The organism is Halostella limicola (assembly GCF_003675875.1).
Taxonomy (GTDB): domain Archaea; phylum Halobacteriota; class Halobacteria; order Halobacteriales; family Natronoarchaeaceae; genus Halostella; species Halostella limicola.
In genome coordinates this window covers 432,388-448,640 of the sequence record NZ_RCDI01000002.1, presented here as the reverse complement: position 1 = coordinate 448,640, position 16,253 = coordinate 432,388, and the positions used below count along the sequence as shown (strand labels likewise).

Sequence of the window (16,253 nt, the reverse complement as noted above, 5' to 3'; positions counted from 1 at the left end):
CGCTATACGAGCGTAAATATTGGGTCGGCACCGCCGTGAGTGCTCTCGACTCACCGTTGCCGACTGCTTGCTCTTTGAGATCCGAGCGCAAACGCCCTCATTCACCGTGTATTTTTATTGTACGACTTCGGCTAGTAAGAGTAGCATGGGACCCCCCTCGACGAGCGACGTGGAGCGAAACGCCTGGATCCGACAGCAGGAGGTCGTCGCGGAACTCGGTCAGCGGGCACTGGAGTCGGCCGATATCGACGAGCTGCTGCACGACGCGGCGGCGCGCGTCGCCGACGCGCTGAACGCCGAGTACGCTGCGGTGCTGGATCTGCGTCCGGACGCCGACGAGGCGGTGCTGCGGGCGGGGGTCGGTTGGCCGGCGGAACTCGTCCGGAGCGCAACGGTGCCCGTCGACCGGGGCTCGATGGCGGGGTGGGCCCTGACCGCTCGGGAGGCGGTCGTCGCGGCGGATCTCCGGTCGGAGGAGCGGTTCTCCCGCTCCGAGCTCCTCGCCGGGCAGGACGCGGTCAGCGGCATCGCCGCCGCCGTCGGGTCGGAGGGGGACCCCTGGGGCGTCCTGAGCGTCCACGCGACGGAGCAGCAGCTGTTCACCGACCACGACGCGGCGTTCGTCGAGAACGTCGCGGGCCTCCTCGCGTCTGCCGTCCGAACCCGTCGGGAGCGCAGCGACCCGGAGGAGATCTACGGCCGCATCTCGGACGCGTTCGTGGCGCTGGACGACGAGTGGCGGTTCACGCACCTCAACGAGCGTGCCCGAGAACTGATCGGGCGGGAGGAGCGGACGCTCGTGGGCGAACACGTCCGCGACGCGTTTCCGGACGCCGTCGTCCGGCCGTTCGAGGACCGGTTCGAGCGCGCCGTCCGCGAGCAGGAGACGGTGTCGTTCGAGGAGTACGTCCCCGAGCCGCTCGACGGGTGGTTCGAGGTCCGTGCGTACCCCTCCGAGACGGGGCTGTCGGTGTACCTCCGGGACGTGACCGAGCGCAAGCGGGCCCAACAGCAGCTGGCCGAGGAGCGCGACATGTTCGCGGCCGGCCCGACGATCGTCTTCAGGTGGAGGGACGAGGAGGGCTGGCCGGTCGAGTACGTCTCCCGGAACGTCGAGGACGTGCTCGGCTACGCACCAGAGGAGCTCGAGTCCGGGGACGTGCCGTACACCGACCTGCTCCTCGACGAGGAGATAGACCGGGTCGCCCGGGAGGTCGAGGAGAACACCGACGGGACGACCGAGCGGTTCAGTCACGAGCCGTACCGCGTCAGGACGAAGGGCGGCGACGTGCGGTGGGTGAAAGACACGACGAAGATCGTCCGCGACGAGGCCGGCGGCGTCGACCACTACCTCGGCTATCTGGTCGACGTCACCGAGCGCAAGGAGCGCGAGCGGGAGCTGCGACGGTACGAGACCATCGTCGAGACGATCAACGACGGCATCTACGTGAAAGACGACGCGGGGCGGTTCACGATGGTCAACGAGGCGTACGCGGAGATGCTCGGCTACGAGCCCGAGGAGCTGCTCGGCGAGCACGCCTCGCTCGTCGTCGACGAGGAGGTCGTCGAGGAGGCGCGACGGACGGAGGCGTCGATGCTCGACGGCGAGGAGGACAACCCCGTGGTCGAAGCGGAGATGAAGACGGCGTCGGGCGACCGGCTCCCGGCAGAAGCGACGTTCGCGATGCTCTCGACGGCCGACGGTAACGAACAGCGCGTCGGCGTCGTCCGCGACATCTCGGACCGGAAGGAGCGCGAGCGCGAGCTCGAACGGTACGAGCGGATCGTCGAGAACCTGCCGGTGGGCGTCTACCGCAACACGCCCGGGCCGGACGGGGAGTTCGTCGCGGCGAACGCCACGCTGGCGTCGATCTTCGACGCAGACTCCGTGGAGGATCTGCTGGAACACGACGTCAGCGATCTCTACCCCGACCCCGATCAACGCGCCGAATTCAGCCGGACGCTGGAGCGCGAGGGGATCGTCGAGGGCCACGAGCTGAAACAGGAGACGCTCGACGGGGAGACGATCTGGATCTCGGTGACCGCGATCAGGGTCGAGGAGGACGGCGAGGTGTACTTCGACGGGACCGTACAGGACATCACCGAGCGCAAGGAGCGCCAGCGGAAGCTGAAGCGGACGGAGCGGCGCTTCGAGGCGATCTTCGAGGACCCGAACATCCTCGTCGGCCTGCTCGAACCCGACGGGACGGTGCTCGACATCAACCGGACGGCGATGGAGTACATCGACGCGGATCTCGCCGACGTCACCGGCGAACCGTTCTGGGAGACGCCGTGGTGGGGCGAGGGCGACGACGTGGCGGCCGACGTCAGGGAGTGGACCGAGCGGGCGGCGGAGGGCGAGTACGTCGACTTCCAGGCCGACCTCACCCGGCCGGACGGGGAGCGCTACACCCTCGAAGGGTTCTTCAGACCGGTGACGAACGACGACGGTGAGGTGGTGTCGATCGTCGTCTCGGACCGCGACGTGACCGAGCGCAAACTGCGCGAGCAGGCGCTGCAGGAGAGCAAGAACCAGCTCCGGGCGCTCATCGACCTGCTCCCTGTCGCCGTCTTCGTCGCCGAGTCCGACGGCCGCATCGTCGAGTGGAACGAGGCCGCAAAGGAGATCTGGGGCGGCGAAATCGTTGAGTCCGACTCCGTCGCCGAGTACGACCAGTACGACGGCTGGTGGGTGGACACCGGTGAGCCGGTCGAGCCCGAGGAGTGGGCGCTCGCCCGGGCGCTGCAGGGCGAAGAGGTGACCGACCCGGACGTGATCGAGATCGAGGGGTTCGACGGGGAGCGCCGCACGGTCCTGAACCACGGCATGCCGGTCCGCGACGCCGACGGCGAGGTGAGCCGCGCGGTCGTCACCCTCATCGACATCACCGAGCGCAAGGAGTACCAGCGCAAGCTGGAGGAGTCCAACGAGCGCCTCGAACAGTTCGCCTACGCGGCCTCTCACGACCTGCAGGAACCGCTGCGGATGGTCTCCAGTTACCTCCAGCTGATCGAGGACCGGTACGCCGACGAACTCGACGAGGACGGCCGCGAGTTCCTGGAGTTCGCGGTCGACGGCGCCAACCGGATGCGGAACATGATCCAGGGGCTGCTGAAGTACTCGCGGGTCGACACGCGCGGGGACTCCTTCGAGCCGGTCGACCTGGACGACGTCCTCGCGGACGTTCGCAGCGACCTGCAGGTGAAGATCGTGGAGAGCGGCGCCGACATCACCGTCGGGGACCTCCCCCGCGTCGAGGGCGACGAGGGGCAGTTGCGTCAGCTGTTCCAGAACCTGCTTGACAACGCGATCGAGTACAGCGGCGACGAGCCGCCGCGGGTCCGCGTCGCGGCCGAGCGGACCGGCGGGCGCTGGACCGTCTCGGTCAGCGACGAGGGGATCGGCATCGATCCGGACGACGCGGACGCGGTCTTCGAGGTGTTCGAGAGCCTCCACGCGCCCGACGAGCACGGCGGAACCGGGATCGGCCTCGCGCTGTGCGAGCGGATCGTCGAGCGCCACGGCGGCGAGATCCGGGTGTCGTCCGAACCCGGCGAGGGGGCGACGTTCACCTTCACGCTGCCGGCCGCGGACGACGCCGGGGCGTGAGGCGGGCGGGTCCGCGCTCCGCGCCCGCCTGAAGCCTCCGCCGGGAGACACCACACCGCTCGGGTAGTACCAGTCAGGTCTCAACAGGTCCTATGTAGCGGCGCGGGCTGAGATACGGTGGGATTCCGGATGGTAGATCGAACCGAACTACAGGGGGGCGACGGTCGCACTGGTCGGCGAAACGTGCTGAAGGGGCTCGCGGCGACGGGGATCGGCGTCGGCGGCCTGCGGGCGCTCGCCGGGCGCTCCCGCGCCGCTGACGACCTGCCGAACGAGCTGACGATACGGGGCGGGGACGAGACCGTGGCGTACCGGTTCGCCGTCGACGGCGACGTGGAGAAGGGGCCGGACGCGGACGGCGACGACGAGATCGAGGACGGCGTGGTGCGCGGGGCCGTGGAGAGCGGCGAGCGGGACAGTTACCGCTTCGCCGGGAAAGTCACCGAGTTCGTCCTCCGCGGGTCGGCGACGGTGCTCGTCAACGGCGAGCGGATCGACCTGCGGGACACGAACTCCGTCACGATCGAAGCGCGGGAAGACGGCGTCGAGTACCGGATCGGCGTGACCGACGCCGTGACGAAAGGCCCCGACGCGGACGGCGACGACGAGATCGACGACGAGAGCGAGGTCCGCGGGACCGTCTCGGAGGCCGGCGAGCGGGACAGCTACGTGTACACCGGCGAGTTCACCGAGTTCGAGGTTGAGGGACGAGCGACGGTGTGGGTGAACGGCGAACCGGTCGGGAGCCTCGACGACCTCGGCTCCGACGATGACGAAACGCGGGAAACGGAGCGCGACGACGCCGAGTTCGCGCTCGAACAGGGCGACGACTGCGTCCCCTTCGCGCCGCTCCCGGGCGACGACCCGGTCGAGGCGTTCTACGACTACCGGGCGCCGTTCACCGACCCGGCGGCGGGGACGTACAGCTCCCACGGGACGACCGACCTGCAGGAGGGCGACGCGAGCGTCCTCTTCCTCTACGACGGCCCCGAGGGCCTCAGCCTCGTCGTCGTCCACGGCCGCCTCGACGGCGACTCCGACGGGGGGTACGTCACCTTCGAGATGACCGGCCTGCCAGAGTCGGGCGAATGGGTCGTGCGGGACGACGACTACGACGGGCAGACGAGCTACGACGTCTGGGACCGCGACGGGGACGAGGCCACCGTCTCGTGGACGTGGGGCGCCGGGCGCACGGACGGCGGCGCGTTCCGCGGGCTCGCCGACCTCGACGAACTGACGATCGACCCCGCGTTCAACGACGCGGCGGAACTCGCCGGCGAGTACAACGAGGGCGAGGTCGAGACGTGGGTCGCGCTCTCCGGGGACGCCGACGACCCGGACCGCACCGAACTCGCGCTCGACGAGCGGGTCACGATCCGGCGCGGCGCCTGCGACGGGTCCGACTGACGGTTTCGGCAGCGTTTCCCCGCTCGGCCCGCAACGGTCGGCCGTGACCGAGTTCGACCCCGAGAAGTTCGAGGACAAGTACGTCCACTACCTCGACGAGCTCCAGACGGCGTACAGGAGCGCCTACCAGGACCTGCACGGCCGGTACGACTCGTCGGTCCTGAAGGCCGTCGACCGGCAGGTGCTGGACGAGAGCGAGCCCTTTTACGAGGGCGACGGCGAGTTCCGCGTCGAACTCCCCGACGACCCGCACGGTCGCGTCGGCGCGGTGGCCGACCACGAGCAGTTCGACGCCGTGCTCGACGAACTCGTCGACGGCATCGAGCGGGAACTGCGCCGGGAGTTCGGGTTCGCGGACGCGGAGTGAGAACGCCGCGAAGATAGATGGCCCTCGCGCGCGAAGGTCGGGTATGGACGAGGAACTCGATCCCGGCCTCCGGGCGGCGGCGGTCACGCACGTTCTCAGGGCGATCCACACCGACCGGCAGGACGCCGAAGTGGTCGACGCCGCGCCCGTTGACGAGGGGTACCTCGTCGGCGTGAAGGCGGCCCCGCGGGGTTACATCTCGACCGCGAAGTACGCGCTCGTGACCCTCGACGACGGCGGGACCGTGGTCGACAGCGAGTCCTGCACCGGGCAGGCGCTCCGAGCGGCGATCGCCGAGGAGAGCGAGGAGGAGCCGTGAGGTCCGTTTCAGTACTCCAACGCCCACCGCTCGCCGTCCGTCGCTTCCAACCGCTCCGCGACGCCGTCCGCGAGTCGGTACTCGTTCCCCTCGCGGACGACCGAGCCCTCGCGCTCTAGGTGTTCGAGGTGGGCGTAGGACTCGCCGGGGCCGTGGAGGATGTGGATCCCCTCCAGATCGCCGAACAGGTCGTCGCTCACCGTCCACGTGTCGCAGGGGCCCTTCCGCCGGAGGGCGTCGAGGACGCGCCACGACCGCTCCTCGTGGTGGTCGATGATGTACTCGGCGCGGCCGGTCGGGTCGTCGATGGGGTCGCGGTGGCCGGGCCACGCGCGGTCGTAGTCGGCGTCTGCGATGCGTCGGAGCGCCCGGAGGTACTTTTCGAGGGGGCGCTCGACGCGGACGTCCGCGCCGCCGACGTTCGGCGTGTACTGGGGGAGGAGCGCGTCGCCGGAGAACACCTCGCGGCCGCCGTCGATCTCGAAGAGACAGAGGCCGTCGGCGTGGCCGGAGGTGTGGACGACGCGGAGATCGTGCCCGTCGAACGAGAACGTCTCGCCGTCCTCGAACGTCGTCACGTCGGGGGTCACGTCGCCCGGTCCCGCGCCGGCCATCCGCTCGCGGAGGGCGGCCCGCTGGTCCGCGGGCATGCCCCACTGCTCGAAGTAGGCGTCCTGCTTCTCGTGCATCGCGGCCCAGGCGTCCTCGTCACCTTCGACCAGCGGCGCGTCGCGGGCGTGGACGTACACGTCGGCGCCGCTCTCGGCCTGGATCGGCCCGGCGAGTCCGGTGTGGTCGCCGTGCCAGTGGGTGAGGAAGACGCGGTCGACGTCCGCGAGCGAGACGCCGCGGTCTCCGAGCGCGCGCTCCAGTTGCTCCCGGGTCGTCGCGGCCCCATCGCCGGTGTCGACGAGCACCGTCTCGGGGCCGTCCGCGAAGAGGTAGACGTTGTTGTCCCCCTCGAACGCGGCGTTCGACAGCGTGATCCGGTCCATGGTCGTCCCTGTCCCGGCGGCGGAGAAACGTTTTCGATCGTCCGTGACCGTCCGCGGGTCGGACAGTGGGGCCGTGGCGCGGTCAGACGACGACCCGCTCGTCCGGAGCGCCGTCGCTGCCGGCCGTCACGTCGACCGGGTACATCTCGGCGTAGGCCGTGCCGAAGATCCACGCCGACGCGACGGCGGCGTAGAACGCGACGAACGCAGTGGCGACGTAGCCGAGGACCGGGACGGCGTTCAGCACGCCGCCGGCGAGCCCGACCGCGATGCCGAGGACGAGCGCGTAGCCGAACGCGGTCGCGTACTCGCGGGAGACAAGCATCGCTCCGACCTCGCCGGCGGCGAAGCCGGCGCCGATTCGGCCCTTGTCCGCGTAGTTCAGGATCGCCGCCGGGAGCACGTAAGCCGACGCGAGGGCGAGGACGGCGGCGACGAGCGTGCTGGCGATCAGCACGAGGCCGCCGGTCACCGCGCCCGCGTCGCTCCCGGAGAGCAGCCCGGCGACGCCAGCCGTGGCGGCGACGGCGAAGAGGGCGCTCGGGAGGAACGCGTAGGCCAGGCCGATGACGGCCGCTTTCAGACCGTCGACGGTCATCGCCTCCCAGTCGTCGAAGGCGGGCGCGCCCTCGTCGTCGCCGCGCATCGTCTCGCGCAGGACGCGAAGCAGGTACCCCGTCGCGGCGAACGCGGGGATCACGAGGAAGCTGAAAGCGCCGAGCAGGCCGCCGATGACGGCCGTGCGCTCCCAGCCCTCGGTGTTGCGAAGGTAGCTGAGTGATGCTGTGAACATGGTGTGAGTGTGGAGTCGGAATCGTTCGACCCCGCTCCTTCCCGGCCTACTACGCCGGGAGCGGAGATAAGCATGCGCCGCTTTCCGCGGCCGCTACCGGGGGAATATCCGTATTACTGGCGACGACGAAATGAACGTCCGGAGCCGTGATCCCCGGCACTGTCCGCGCTCACCGCTCCAGGTCGGCGGCCATCGACTGCAGCCGCTCGATCCGGTCGGCCGTCTCGGGGTGGGTGTCCGGGAAGAGGTCCCTGCTCAGCAGGCCGTCGTCGCCGTCCTCGGTGAACTCCGCGAAGTCGAGCGGGGCGACGTACAGCGCCTCGACGCTGCCGTCGAGGGTGCGGAGGTCGTGGTCGGGCGTCGACGAGAGAAGGTCTCCAGCGCGCTCGCCAGCACGAGAGCGTCGCCCGCGACCATCCTGGCCCGCAGCCCTCTGTCGGGGCTCCAGTCCGGCGCTCGGCGGCGGTTTTCGACCATCGTTCCCTGCTGCCGCGGGGATGTGGTAAGTGGGGTGTCGAGGGAATTAATCGGATCGGGTCGGTTGGCCTGCGCGCGCCGCCACTGCGGCCGCGGAAAACGACGGAGGGGACGGCCCGAGAACGGACGATACTACTTTATCCTTCGTGGGATAGAACCGGGTATGTCATCGTCGACCCCGCCCGACGACGCCAGCGCCGAGGTACTGGCCGTCTTCGACCGGCGGGACGACCCCTGCGAACCCCTCTCGACCGCCGAGGTCGCGGCGGTCCTCGACCGGTCGAAGGAGGCGGTGCGCGACTGCCTGGAGCGTCTCGCCGAGCACGGCGAGCTAGAGGCGAAGTCCGCGGGCGCGTCGGACCGCGTCTGGTGGCGACCCGTGCAGACCGCGAGTTCGTCGACCTCGCCCGGACCGGCGCTGGAGGAGTACCCGTCGCTGGTCAACGACGTGCTGGACGGCGTCGCCGTCGGCGTCGTCGTCCTCGACGCGGAGTTCACCGTCGCCTGGATCAACGAGGCGGCGAAGCGGTATCTGGGACTGGCGGGGATGGACGTCATCGGCCGGGACAAGCGGGCGCTCGTCCGGGAGACGATCACCGGCGCCGTCGCGGAGCCGGACGACTTCGCCGATACCGTCCTCTCGACGTACGACGACAACACGTACGCGGAGGAGTTCGAGGTCCGGACCACCCCCGAGGGCGAGGACGACCGCTGGCTGGAGCACCGCAGCAAGCCCATCGAGACCGGCCGGTACGCCGGCGGGCGGGTCGAGTTCTACTACGACGTCACCGACCGAAAGCGGACCGACGAGGAGCGCCAGCTCCAGCTGTCCGTGAGCCAGTCCATCGCGGAGGCCGCGACGCTGGAGGACGGCCTCCGGGCGGCGCTGCGGGACGTCTGCCAGTGGACCGACTGGGAGGTGGGGCAGGCGTGGGTGCCGAACGACGACGGCCGCGTCGAGCGTTCCCCCGCGTCGTACGTCGAGTCCGAATCCTTCGCGTCGTTCGAGGCAGCGTCGCGCGACTTCACGTTCGGCCCCGGCGAGGGGATCCCGGGCCGCGTGCTGGAACTGACGGAGCCGGTCTGGTTCCACGATGTCACGTCGGTCCCCGCGGACGTCTACCCCCGCACCGACCCGGCGGCCGAGGTCGGGTTGCGGGCCGGACTGGGCGTCCCCGTCGTCGCCGACGGCGAACTCGCGGTCGTCCTCGAGTTCTACCGCTCCGATCGGCGCGAGGCCGACGACCGGCTGGTCGAGACCGTGGCCTCCGTCGCGCGGGACCTCGGCAGCCTGGTCTCGCGGAAGCAGACCGAGCGAGCGCTCGACCGGCAGTACGCCCTCCTCGAACAGGTAATGGAGGCCGCGCCGGTCGGCATCTCGGTGTTCGGCGCGGACGGCGACGTCGAACGCGCGAACTCGCGGGCGCTGGCGCTGCACGGCCTCTCCGGCAGCGACGAGGATCGGATCGAGGTCGCCGACCGTGCGTTCTACGACGAGCGCGGCGACCCGATCCCCCTCGACGACCGCCCGTTCGCGAGGGTGATGGACACGGGAAGCCCCGTGTACGGCTGGGAGGCCCGCGTCGAGCCGTCGGGCGAGAAGCGCAAGTGGCTCTCGGTGAACGCCGAACCGATCACGGACGACGACGGGGAGATCCAGTGGGTGGTGGTCGTCGAAGAGGACATCACGGAGCTGAAAGCCCAGTACCGGGCGATCATGGGGGCGGCGAACGACGTCATCGTCACCATCGACGAGGACAGCGTGGTTCGGTCGGTGAACCCCGCGATCGAGGAGATGTTCGGCTACGACCGCGCGGAACTGCTCGGCGAGTCGCTGACCACGCTCATGCCCGACGAACTGGTCGACCGCCACTACGACGCGTTCGGGCGATACCTCGAAACGGGCGAGCGCACCCTCGACTGGGACTACGTCGAACTGCCCGGCGTGCGCGCGGACGGGACGGAGATCCCGCTCGCGATCTCGTTCAGCGAGATCGAGTACGAGGGCGAGCAGCTCTTCACGGGCATCATCCGGGACATCACCGAGCGCAAGGAGCGAGAACAGGCGCTGCGCGAGGAGCGGAACCTCATCGAGCGGATCGTCGAGACGAGCCCCGTCGGGATCGCGACCCTCGACGCCGACGGCGCGTTCGACCTCGTCAACGACCGAACCGAGGAGATCCTGGGGTACTTGCCCGACGCGGTCGGCGACCAGGAGCGACGGACCGAGCTGCTGAAGCCGATCGCCTCGGACGGAACCGCGATCGCTCCCGACGAGACCCCTACCTACCGGATCCTGGAGAACGGCGAGACGGTCCACGACGTGGAGGTCGGGATCGAGCGCCGGGACGGCGAGCGCGTGTGGGTTTCGGTCAGCGGCACGCCGATGCGCGACGGTGACCGGATCACGGGTGCGGTGGTCACGTTCGCGGATGTCACCGAGCGCAAGGAGTACCAGCGCAAGCTGGAGGAGTCCAACGAGCGCCTCGAACAGTTCGCCTACGCGGTGTCACACGACCTGCAGGAGCCGCTGCGGATGGTCTCCAGCTACCTCCGGCTGATCGAGAACCGGTACGCGGACGAACTCGACGAGGACGGCCGCGAGTTCATCGAGTTCGCGGTCGACGGGGCCGGGCGAATGCGCGACATGATCGACGGGTTGCTCGAGTACTCGCGGGTCGAGACGCGGGGCGACCCGTTCGAACCGGTCGACATGGACGCGGTCGCGAGCGACGTCCTCGACGACCTGCAGGTCCGGATCGAGGAGCGCGACGCCGAGGTCGAAACGGAGCCGCTCCCCCGCGTCGAGGGCGACCCCGACCAACTGCGGCAGGTGGTCCAGAACCTCGTGAGCAACGCGCTCACCTACAGCGGCGACGAGCCGCCGCGAGTGCACATCTCCGCCGAGCGGGAGGGGAACGAGTGGGTGATCTCGGTCAGCGACGAGGGTATCGGCATCGACCCCGAGGACCAGGACCGGATCTTCGAGGTGTTCGAGCGGTTGCACGGCCGCGAGGAGCACGAGGGGACCGGGATCGGTCTGGCGCTCTGCCGGCGCATCGTCGAGCGCCACGGCGGCGACGTCTGGGTCGAGTCCGAGCCCGGCGAGGGTGCGACGTTCTCGTTCACGCTCCCGGCCGCGGACGGCGAGGACCCGGACGCTCACGGCGTCGCCTCCTGACCGGCCCCGATCCCGGAGCCGACGGGTCGGCCCCGTCCCTCGCCGCCGTCCAAAGCGACATCCGTCGCCCGCCCGTCTCCCGGGGCATGGTCGCTGACACCAACCGGCAGTGGACGCTGGCGAGCCGACCGACCGGTGATCCGACGGCGGAGAACTTCGAACTGGTCGAGGGCGAGGTTCCCGACCCCGGCCCCCGCGAGGTGCTCGTGCGGACGCGCTACCTCTCGGTCGACCCCTACATGCGCGGACGGATGCGCGACGCCGAGTCCTACGCGGACCCGTGGGAGGTCGGCGACGTGATGCGCGCCGGTGTCGTCGGCGACGTCGTCGAGTCGAACCACCCCGACTTCGAGGCGGGCGACGTGGTCAACGGCGACCTCCTGTGGGCCGAGTACGCGACCGCCGACGGCGACGACCTGCGCCCCGTCGACCCCGACCTCGCTCCGGTATCGACGGCGCTCGGCGTGCTCGGGATGCCCGGGCGGACCGCCTACTTCGGCCTGCTCGACGTGGCGGAGCCGCGTCCCGGCGACACCGTGCTCGTCTCGGGCGCGGCGGGAGCGGTCGGCTCCGTCGTCGGCCAGATCGCGAAGCTGAACGGCTGTCGCGTCGTCGGCGTCGCCGGCGCAGACGAGAAGGTCGAGTGGCTCACGGGGGAACTGGGCTTCGACGACGCCGTCAACTACAGCGCCGCCGACGACCTGTACGCGGCGGTCGGCGAGGCCTGTCCGGAGGGCGTCGACGTCTACTTCGACAACGTCGGCGGCGAGGTGACCGACGCGGCGTTCGCACACCTCAACGTCCGGGGTCGCGTCGCCGTCTGCGGACAGATATCGCAGTACAACGCGACCGAGCGCCCGACCGGCCCGCGGAAGCTCGGCACGCTCATCGAGACGCGGGCCCGCGTCCAGGGCTTCCTCGTCAGCGACTTCGCGGCGCGGGCCGACGAGGCCACCGAGCGGCTGGCCGAGTGGATCGGCGCGGGCGACGTGCAGTACCGGGAGACGGTCACCGAGGGGTTCGAGAACGCGCCCGAGGCGTTCATAGGGCTGTTCGAGGGCGTGAACGTCGGGAAACAGCTGGTGAAGGTGGACACCGGGGAAGAGTAACCGGACGCCGTCCCCCCGTCAGGGAGATCGTTACGCCGGCACAGTCAGAACATATAAGTTAATAATGACGCAAATTCGGCTGTGAACCGAGACGCCCTCCGCCCGATCCTCGTCGCCGTCGTCTGCGTGCTGGCGCTTTCGGTCGCGGCGGCGACGCTGACCTCGCCGGTCGACACCGAGGGCAACGGCGGCGGCGGATTCAGTTCGCCGTCGACGGACCCGTCCGAGGAGTCCGGGATCGGCGGCGAGGAGGAGTCCGGCGCCCCGAGCAGCGGCGGGTTCGACTTCCCGCGGATGTGCCTCTCCGTGCTGTCCGGCGACGCCCCCTTCGGGGTGCTCGCCGCCACGCTGCTCCTCCTCGGCGCGGTCGCGTACTCGCGGTACGACGGCCTCGTCGCGTTCTCGTTCGTCCTCGGGCTCGGCATCCCGCTGTTCCTGCTCGTGACGCTCCTGACGGCCGGCTGCGCGGAGCCGTTCTCGCTGTCGGGGTCGACGAACGGCTCGATCATCTCGCTCGGCGACGGGGCCTCGTCGCCGGTCGGGCTCGGCGACGGCGAGGGCCGCGTCGACCCCACGTCGCCGTCGACGCTTCTGTTCGTCCTCCTCGCGCTCACGCCGCTCGCGCTCGTCGGGCTGTACCTGTTCAGCGACGTCCAGGGCGAGACCGACGAGGACGAGACCCTCGACCGGACCGACGAGGAGCGCCGCTCCGCCATCGGCCGGGCCGCGGGTCGGGCGGCGGACCGCATCGAGGAGTCGGTCGACGTGGAGAACGAGGTGTACCGCGCCTGGCGCGAGATGACGGGCCACCTCGACGTCGACCGCCCCGAGTCGAGCACGCCGGGCGAGTTCGCGGACGCCGCCGTCGACGCCGGCATGTCCGCCGACGACGTCGAGGAGCTGACCGGGCTGTTCGAGGAGGTCCGCTACGGCGGGATGGACCCGACCGACGACCGCGAGGAGCGGGCGGTCGACGCCCTCCGGCGGATCGAAACGACCTACGCGGGGGACGAGCAGTGAGCCGGCTCCGACGACTGGCGGCCGGTATCGGCGTCGCCGCCGCGGCGGTCGGGTTCGCCTTCCTGCTCGCGCCCGAGTTCGCGGGGTATATCGACACGTCGGAGGGGCTCCTCGTCGTCGTCGGCGTCGTCGCGCTCCTCCAGGGACTGCGCGTCGTGAGCCGGCGCCGGCGCTCGCGCGTCACGGAGTTCGACACGCCGGACCCGGAGACCCGTCAGTCGCTCCCGACGCCGGGCGACGACTTCGACGACGACCTGGCGGTGCGCCGGGGGCGACACTGGGCGGCCAGGCGCGAGCGGGTCAGCAAGCGCCTCGAAGCGGCGGCGGTCGAGGCGATCACGTACGCCGAGGACTGCTCGGAAGCGGCCGCTCGGGAGGCGCTCGGCGCCGGGACCTGGACGGACGACCCCGTCGCCGCGGCGTTTTTCTCCGATAGCCTGCCTGCGTCGGCGTCGCTCTGGACCCGGATCCGTGAGACCGTCTCGCTCCGGCCCCGGTTCGACCGCCGGGCGAAGCGGGCCGCCCACGCCGTCGCCGACCTCTACGAGGTGAGCGGGGAATGACCGCGAGCGCGTCCGCCTCGGGCGAGTCGGCCGACGTCGAGCTCGCCGACGGCGCATCGGCGACGCCCGAGTCCGAGACTGAAACCGACCGGACCGTCGAGACGACCGCGCGGGAGACGAAGCGGTGGCGGGGGATCAGTGCCGTCGCGCTGGTCGCCGGCGGCGCGGGGATCGTCCTGCGACACCCCTCGCTGTTCCTGATCGGCGTGATCGGCGTCGCGTACGCCGCGTACGCGCGGTCGGCGACGGAGCTACCGGTGTCGCTCGCCGTCGAGCGGCGGCTCTCCGACGCCGACCCCGATCCGGGCGACGAGGTCGAGGTCGCGGTGACGGTGACCAACGAGGGCGAGTCGACGCTCCCCGACCTCCGCCTCGTCGACGGCGTGCCGGACCCGCTCGCGGTCGTCGACGGCGTGCCCCGCCACGGAACGTCCCTCCGGTCCGGCGAGTCCGCCACGTTCGAGTACACCGTCGTCGCCGGGCGGGGGACCCACGAGTTCGACCACCTCCTCGTCGTCGCGCGGGGGATGAGCGGCGCGGTCGAGACCCGCGCCCGGATACCGACGGCGGACCGGCTGACGTGCGAACCGACGTTCGAGCCGGTCTCCGGCGTCGCGCTCCGGGCCCTGACCACCCGCCACGCCGGGCGCGTCGAGACCGACGACGGCGGCGAGGGCGTCGAGTTCCACTCCACCCGGGAGTACCGCCCCGGCGACGCCATCTCCCGCATCGACTGGAACCGCCACGCGCGGACCGGGGAACTCGCGACCCTGCGGTTCCGACAGGAACGTTCGGCGACGGTCGTCCTCCTCCTCGACGTGCGCGAGGCGGCGTACCTCCGCCCGGGCGAGGACCGCCCGCACGCGGTCGACCGCTCGGTGGAGGCGGCGACCGCCGTGTTCCCCTCGCTACTGGACGCGGGCAACCGCGTCGGGATCGCGGCGTTCGGTCCGACGGAGGCGTGGCTCGCGCCCGGCCTCGGGACGGACCACCGCGCGAGGGCGCGGTCGCTGTTCTCGTCGCACGCCGCCTTCTCGCCGGAGCCGCCCGAGACCGACTTCTACTTCAACGTGCGCCTGCGCCGGTTGCGCAAGCGCCTCCCGGAGGACGCGCAGGTGATCCTGTTCTCCCCACTCTGTGACGACCAGGTCGTCCGCTTCGCGCGGCTGGTCGACGCCCACGGCCACCTCGTCACCGTCGTCAGCCCCGATCCGACGGGGGACGACACGGCCGGCCGCCGCCTCGCCGGGGCCGAGCGCGCGGCCCGGATAACGGCGCTGCGGGGAGCGGGAGTCCGCGTAGTCGACGTTCCGGACGGCGAGTCGATCGAGTCGGCGCTCGCGAGCGCCGGGAAGCGGTGGTCGCGATGACCGAGGAGATAACGCGGCTCCCGTCGCTGCAAAGCGGCGGTCTGGCGGCCGCGGCGATCAGCGTCGTCGCGCTGGCGCTCGGGTTCTATTCGATGCTCGCGCTCCCGTTCGGCGCGCTGGCGCTCTGTGCGGCGGCCGCGGCCGTTGCTCGCGGGTGGCGGCGGGCGGCGGTCTGGGCCGGCGTCCTGCTGTTCGGCGCGGCCGTCACGGCGGCGGTCGAGAACGCGCCGACGCTCGTCGTCCTCCTCGGGGCCGGCGGCGCGGTCGTCGCGTGGGACCTGCTCGACAACGCCATCAGCCTCGGCGAGCAGCTCGGGCGCGAGGCCGACACGCGCCGGACCGAGGTCGTCCACGCCGGCGGGAGCGTCGCGCTCGCGCTCGGCGTCTCCGTCGGGAGCTACGGGCTGTACTCGGTCGCCGGGGGCGGTAAGCCGCTGTCGGCGCTCGTGTTCCTCCTCATCGCCGTCGTGGCGCTGACGAGCGTCCTGCGGACGTGAGGCGGCGTCGGTTCGTCGCCGTCGGACGCGGACGGTCCGAACACGTCCGCAGTCCGTAATTCGTCGCTCGTTGCGAGGAAGCCGCGCGCCTTAGTGGCTCGTTCTCCAACCACACTCGTGACGACGATACCCGACGACTTCCGAGACCTGTTCGAGAAGAAGACGTTCGCCCACCTGGCGACGCTGTTGCCGGACGGGTCGCCCCACGTGACACCGGTGTGGGTCGACTACGACGCGGACGCCGACCGCCTGCTGGTGAACACCGAGCGCGGCCGCAAGAAGGAGGAGAACGTCCGGGAGGACCGGCGGGTCGCCGTCAGCATGACCGACCCGGACAACCCGTACCGGATGCTCTCGGTGCGGGGCGAAGTGGCGGAGATCACGACGGAGGGCGCGCGCAAGCACATCGACGAACTCGCGAAGCGCTACATGGGCGAGGACGACTACCCCAACCCGATCGAGACCGAGCGGGTCATCCTCTCGATCGAACCGGAGCACGTCACGCACATGGCGCCCTGACCCCGATTCGGCCCGGATTCGGGCCG

The 16,253-nt window shown here is 70.8% G+C and carries 13 protein-coding genes; 11 read left to right on the top strand and 2 right to left on the bottom strand.

Going from position 1 to position 16,253, the window contains the following annotated elements:
• Positions 1-145 precede the first annotated feature (145 nt).
• The 4 genes from D8670_RS10285 to D8670_RS10270 all read left to right on the top strand — a co-directional run bounded on the left by D8670_RS10285 (position 146) and on the right by D8670_RS10270 (position 5,703).
• The gene (locus tag D8670_RS10285; protein WP_121818020.1) at positions 146-3,610 is read left to right on the top strand and encodes a PAS domain S-box protein; all 3,465 of its coding nucleotides are present in this window, start codon (positions 146-148) and stop codon (positions 3,608-3,610) included.
• A 129-nt stretch (positions 3,611-3,739) separates the two neighbouring features.
• Positions 3,740-5,017, top strand: a complete 1,278-nt coding sequence (locus tag D8670_RS20905) for a hypothetical protein (RefSeq protein ID WP_162994256.1) — start codon at positions 3,740-3,742, stop codon at positions 5,015-5,017.
• A gap of 43 nt (positions 5,018-5,060) precedes the next feature.
• Complete coding sequence (locus D8670_RS10275) at positions 5,061-5,384, top strand: DUF5783 family protein (protein ID WP_121818019.1); 324 nt, start codon at positions 5,061-5,063, stop codon at positions 5,382-5,384.
• Positions 5,385-5,427: 43 nt separating this feature from the next.
• Positions 5,428-5,703: a hypothetical protein gene (locus D8670_RS10270; RefSeq protein WP_121818018.1), complete on the top strand. Its 276-nt coding sequence runs from the start codon at positions 5,428-5,430 to the stop codon at positions 5,701-5,703.
• Between the two features lie 8 nt (positions 5,704-5,711).
• On the opposite strand, the gene D8670_RS10265 is transcribed toward D8670_RS10270, so the two are convergent.
• Together D8670_RS10265 and D8670_RS10260 are read right to left on the bottom strand one after the other, a co-directional pair.
• A complete protein-coding gene (locus D8670_RS10265) occupies positions 5,712-6,698 on the bottom strand; it encodes an MBL fold metallo-hydrolase (protein ID WP_121818017.1) in 987 nt (328 codons plus the stop codon).
• An 82-nt stretch (positions 6,699-6,780) separates the two neighbouring features.
• Positions 6,781-7,491 (bottom strand): DUF4013 domain-containing protein, encoded by a 711-nt coding sequence (locus D8670_RS10260; protein ID WP_121818016.1) that lies wholly within the window; start codon positions 7,489-7,491, stop codon positions 6,781-6,783.
• 640 nt (positions 7,492-8,131) lie between these two features.
• Between D8670_RS10260 and D8670_RS10255 the strand changes: the two genes are divergently transcribed.
• The 7 genes from D8670_RS10255 to D8670_RS10225 all read left to right on the top strand — a co-directional run bounded on the left by D8670_RS10255 (position 8,132) and on the right by D8670_RS10225 (position 16,227).
• A complete protein-coding gene (locus D8670_RS10255; RefSeq protein WP_162994255.1) occupies positions 8,132-11,149 on the top strand; it encodes a PAS domain S-box protein in 3,018 nt (1,005 codons plus the stop codon).
• An 86-nt stretch (positions 11,150-11,235) separates the two neighbouring features.
• Positions 11,236-12,258, top strand: coding sequence for an NADP-dependent oxidoreductase (locus D8670_RS10250; RefSeq protein WP_121818014.1), 1,023 nt, complete (start codon positions 11,236-11,238; stop codon positions 12,256-12,258).
• Positions 12,259-12,339: 81 nt separating this feature from the next.
• The gene (locus tag D8670_RS10245) at positions 12,340-13,278 is read left to right on the top strand and encodes a DUF4129 domain-containing protein (protein ID WP_121818013.1); all 939 of its coding nucleotides are present in this window, start codon (positions 12,340-12,342) and stop codon (positions 13,276-13,278) included.
• On the top strand, positions 13,275-13,841 hold the full coding sequence (locus D8670_RS10240; protein WP_121818012.1) for a DUF7269 family protein: 567 nt from the start codon (positions 13,275-13,277) through the stop codon (positions 13,839-13,841). The genes D8670_RS10245 and D8670_RS10240 overlap by 4 nt, the downstream gene beginning before the upstream one ends.
• Positions 13,838-15,211 carry a DUF58 domain-containing protein gene (locus tag D8670_RS10235; RefSeq protein ID WP_121818011.1) on the top strand — a complete coding sequence of 458 codons (1,374 nt, stop codon included), beginning with the start codon at positions 13,838-13,840 and terminating at the stop codon, positions 15,209-15,211. The genes D8670_RS10240 and D8670_RS10235 overlap by 4 nt, the downstream gene beginning before the upstream one ends.
• On the top strand, positions 15,208-15,708 hold the full coding sequence (locus tag D8670_RS10230; protein ID WP_162994254.1) for a DUF7519 family protein: 501 nt from the start codon (positions 15,208-15,210) through the stop codon (positions 15,706-15,708). The genes D8670_RS10235 and D8670_RS10230 overlap by 4 nt, the downstream gene beginning before the upstream one ends.
• A 117-nt stretch (positions 15,709-15,825) precedes the next feature.
• The gene (locus D8670_RS10225) at positions 15,826-16,227 is read left to right on the top strand and encodes a PPOX class F420-dependent oxidoreductase (RefSeq protein WP_121818009.1); all 402 of its coding nucleotides are present in this window, start codon (positions 15,826-15,828) and stop codon (positions 16,225-16,227) included.
• Positions 16,228-16,253: the final 26 nt, after the last annotated feature.